Origin of the sequence: Advenella sp. (genome assembly GCF_052108595.1) — a bacterium.
Taxonomy (GTDB): domain Bacteria; phylum Pseudomonadota; class Gammaproteobacteria; order Burkholderiales; family Burkholderiaceae_B; genus Advenella.
The window spans coordinates 1-3155 of record NZ_JBQEAU010000010.1; the positions used below are offsets into that span (position 1 = coordinate 1).

The following is a 3155-nucleotide window of genomic DNA, read 5'->3' on the forward strand; positions in this document are numbered from 1 at the left end:
ATATGTGACCTCGGTGTGTACGGGTTCGCTGATTCTGGGCGCGGCTGGTTTGCTCAAAGGCAGGCGTGCTGCGTGTCACTGGGCATGGCGTGACCAGTTGCCGGCCTTTGGCGCCATTGCCGATGAAGGTAGAGTAGTCCAGGACGGTAACATCATTACGGGAGGCGGTGTTACCGCCGGTATTGATTTTGCGCTTACGGTGATCAGTGAATTATTTGACGAGCGCACTGCGCAAATGATTCAGCTTGGACTTGAGTACGCGCCACAGCCGCCGTTTGACGCAGGCAGACCCGAGCTGGCGCCTGCCTTGGTTCTGGATGAAGTAACCCGGCGCATGTCCGCCAGTATGGCGGAGCGCCGGTCCCAAATAAGCAAGGCGGCGCAGCGCCTGGTATAGCAATAGCGGGTGCGCAAGGAAGTTAGCCATTCTATAACCATCACGTCCGTGATATATTGCATGCATTGCAAAGTGTGACCAAAATATATCCGGAACGTATGCCTGTGTTCGAGCCAAAAAACCGCGCTGCTGCCTCTGTCCTTGGATGGGCCCTCTTGTACTGGGCAGCAGCCTATATCTCCCTGATGCTGGACGATCCGCTGTCGCACGTGGGCTTTGTCTGGTTCCCCGCAGGCGTTGGCGTGGCCGCTTTTCTGGTCAGCGATTATCGGCGCTGGCCCTGGTTGCTGGCGGCGTTTTTTATTGCCCATCTGATTGCGGATATCAACTTCGGTCATGATATTCCCATCGCCGTGCCGCTTGCGATCATTACGCTGGCCTCGGATATGGCCACCGCCTGGATCGTGAGCAGATATGCTCAGAACAAAGATGGTCTGCAGATCGTGCTGCGCTGGATAGTTGCCACATTCGTCATCAGTGCAGTTGCCGCGGTACTGAGTGCCGGGTGGCTGACACTATTTGATAATGCGCCGTTTGACGAACTGGTCTGGGTCTGGTGGGGGGCGCATGCCTCGGGTGTACTGTATCTGACCGCTGTCGTGATGGGGCTGCGTGGCTATCAACTTGGGAGTACCAACACCGGTACCAAAGCGATCGTGGTGGGAGTGGCGTCCCTGATACTGATGGTAATCTGTGCGTGGCTCATTTTCGACGCTGAGCAGATGGACATGACACGCCGTCATGCGCCATGGCGAGCCACGCTGGTATTTGCGCTGACCGGAATCCCTGTTGTTCTGGCTGTGGTCGCAGCGATTTCCTGCGGCAACCGCATGGGCTCGCTGGCCCTGCTATGTCTGGGCGCCATCGTTATCTATCATTCTTCGCAAGGCACGGGTCCGTTTTTCCTCAAGTCGCTGCGGCCGGGCGAGTCGCTTTTGCTGGCGCAGTGCTATTTGGTGGGCACCGCGCTGTTGATCGTTTTTCTGCGCGTCTTTACACAGACGGTCAAGCGATATGGCGGGGTCCGGGAGCAGCGACAGGAAACGGCTTTCATGTACCGCCTGGACGCCACAAGTGGGCATATGGACTGGGACGGTCGCATCCATGAGGCCCTGGGCACGGACCAGGAAACCATGAGCAGCGCAACGCAGATTCTGGCCATGGCGCATCCCGATGATCGTTCTGCACTTGCGGCCATGTTGGCAACCGGTGGCGACAAATCAGGTGGTGAGCAGGCAGCCGAATTTCGATTGAAATCGGCGGCAACCGACTGGATTCGGATCCGCGCGACTGCGCCCGTGCTTATCAGCGAGCCGGACAAAGCCATTCTGGTTGGCACCTGGCTTGTTGGGCAAGGGGGGCAATCATGATGAGAAAATCCACTGCCTGCGCTGTGTTTGGCTGGAGCGTATCATGATACAAATCGCTCTGCTATTGTTTGGCGCCAATTTCGTTCGCCGCAATGCTTACCTGCTGGGTATTATGGGGTTTTTATGGCTGGTGGCAGGACTGGTGATTTTCGTGGATGCGTTCGATGGCGTGCGTTACTTTCCACTGACGCTTTTCGGTGTGCTGCTGCTGATCGAAAGCGTGATTACGTTAAGCGTGGCCTCCAGTGGTATTGGCGCGCAAAAGGCAGTGCTATATTTCAAGGGCGGCGGTTTCTTTCTGATTTCGTTGTTGATCCTTGCCAATGAAACCATCAGCAATATGCTGCTTGCCCTTATCCTGGGCATGGCTTATTTTGTGATGGGCCTATTGCAGATGGCTTCGGCATGGGTGGTTCGGTTTCCCAACTGGCGTACTGCGTTCGGGTTCGGCCTGGCAAAAATCGGTTTTGCCCTATTCATGTTCGGCCCTTATCCCAGCCATTACTCGGCAACGATTTCAGTCTTTATCGGTATCACCCTCATGATGGGGGGTCTTGTCACGCTGAACGTGTTTTTAAGGGCGCGTCAGTTGAAGGATGGCACATCCGTATTCGAGCTGTTCGTGCCTTCGGATGTGCTGCCCAAAATCCGCAAGTCGCAGTTGTCACGGCCCGTCAATGACAACGCGCCGTCCGGCCAGACCCAGAGCGAACCCTTGACAGTGCATGTCTGGACCCCCGAAGGCTCATCCAAAGGCGCGCCCGTGCCGCGTCCGGTCATTAACCGGTATATAGCGGCAGTGGATATCAATGGCGTTATCTCCACGGGACATGCTGCGCTGGAGAGGCTGCCCGATACCTATATCAGCCTTTATCCAGGTAGCGATATTGACCGCTCACCCTCCGAGTTCTTTCGCATTCTCAAGGCGACTCGTGACAACGATGTGCCGGGACAATTCCAGCCGGATTACAGTACTGAATCGGCGGCCTGGTGTCCGTCAAACTGGCAGATAAAATTCAATACCTACAATCCGGATGGCCTGCTGCGGTTTTGGCAGGAGTATAGACAGCATGAAATTTACAATCTGACTTACCGCAACTGTTCCAGTTCAGTCAGTTATGCGCTGGAGGCTGCGTTGGACGGCGTGCTGCATGACAGGGCTTCGCGCTCCTGGCAAGAGGTATTGCGGGTCATGGTCATGCCCGAATTATGGATTGCGGCCCAGATCAGAAAACGCGCTACCACCATGGCATGGACGCCGGGCCTGACGCTGGACTATGCGCGTGCGTTGCGCGCCGTGGTGCACCCGGTCAGTACACCGTGGTTTGCTCGTTTGCTACGTGTGAGCAAGGCCTCGAATGTCTCCATTTCCGGATAAGCCGGCGCAT

General features: G+C 56.2%; 3 protein-coding genes. All 3 read left to right on the top strand.

The window, feature by feature from the left end:
* A partial coding sequence (locus ACTIKR_RS03055; RefSeq protein WP_442327112.1) for a DJ-1/PfpI family protein occupies positions 1-397 on the top strand: 397 nt, incomplete at its 5' end.
* Positions 398-501: 104 nt separating this feature from the next.
* Positions 502-1767 (top strand): MASE1 domain-containing protein, encoded by a 1266-nt coding sequence (locus ACTIKR_RS03060; RefSeq protein ID WP_442327113.1) that lies wholly within the window; start codon positions 502-504, stop codon positions 1765-1767.
* Positions 1768-1810: 43 nt separating this feature from the next.
* Complete coding sequence (locus tag ACTIKR_RS03065) at positions 1811-3145, top strand: HdeD family acid-resistance protein (RefSeq protein ID WP_193089457.1); 1335 nt, start codon at positions 1811-1813, stop codon at positions 3143-3145.
* Positions 3146-3155: the final 10 nt, after the last annotated feature.

Excerpts from the sequence above, each read along its gene's own strand:
- ACTIKR_RS03065 (WP_193089457.1), top strand. The coding sequence starts at position 1,811 with ATGATACAAATCGCTCTGCTATTGTTTGGCGCCAATTTCGTTCGCCGC.